The following is an 877-nucleotide window of genomic DNA, read 5'->3' on the forward strand; positions in this document are numbered from 1 at the left end:
GATATTTATATGATTTTTTTGAACGAAGATTGTTTTAATCTTTTTTGTTTACCACATCCTTTTCACGCTAGATGCACACAAATCCATTAATTTGTAAAAAGCTTAACTAAGTGACATTGATTCAGTACCTTCACAGTTACGCGCAGACCTGCTGAGCAGTTACCTTTCTGCACTTTAACACTTAAAGTTAAAGACATTGAGTCCTGTCTCCTCATCTTTTACACGATCCACAACTCCGTCAATCACCGTAATCACCATCTCGCAGGTCGCTCCGATAATGCCATGACTTAAATGCCCGCCGTACACATTGCCCTTCGCGTCGGCTGCCGCCGCGTGGATGTGGCTGTAATACTTGCCGTCCATCGTGTTGATGGTTCCTGTGAAAGAAACGATTTCAAACATTCCCTCGAAATCATTTCCCATAAACTGACGCTTTTCCAGATCATAAATTCCTACGGTCATGGAAGAAAATGTACCTAATGCGCTGACGCTCGCAAGTTTCACATCCTCGAGCATCGCGATGCGTTTCATCTTCTCCAGAACATCCTCACCCTGATCGATCCTTGCTACGATCGTATTTCCAAATCTGCGGTATTCCATCGTTACCTCCTTCTATGCGCACCTGCACCGCCCTGCCTGCAGACCTTCGCCCTGCTGCAGGATTGTGTTTTCCAGTGTGCAAAACAACATTCATTTTTTATGGTCTGTCTTCTATTATAAGACAAATTTTGTATACACGCAACACCCACAGAGCTTACAACCACGACAAACGCATGAATGATTGTCTACCACCAATTCTGTTTTCAGCTATTTTTAAGCTTCTAAAAGTTCTTCCAGATACTGAATTGGACGCATGCTAACTACGAACCTTTTCTTT

1 protein-coding gene is annotated in these 877 nt (G+C 43.0%); it reads right to left on the reverse strand.

Annotation, left to right across the window (positions count from 1 at the left end):
• Positions 1–174 precede the first annotated feature (174 nt).
• Positions 175–600, reverse strand: a complete 426-nt coding sequence (locus ABCW45_RS17725; protein WP_343221295.1) for a PPC domain-containing DNA-binding protein — start codon at positions 598–600, stop codon at positions 175–177.
• Positions 601–877 lie beyond the last annotated feature (277 nt).

Source organism: Pilosibacter fragilis (assembly GCF_032490495.1).
Classification (GTDB): domain Bacteria; phylum Bacillota; class Clostridia; order Lachnospirales; family Lachnospiraceae; genus Pilosibacter; species Pilosibacter fragilis.

Coding starts and splice junctions, on each gene's coding strand:
- ABCW45_RS17725 (WP_343221295.1), bottom strand. CDS start 600: ATGGAATACCGCAGATTTGGAAATACGATCGTAGCAAGGATCGATCAG.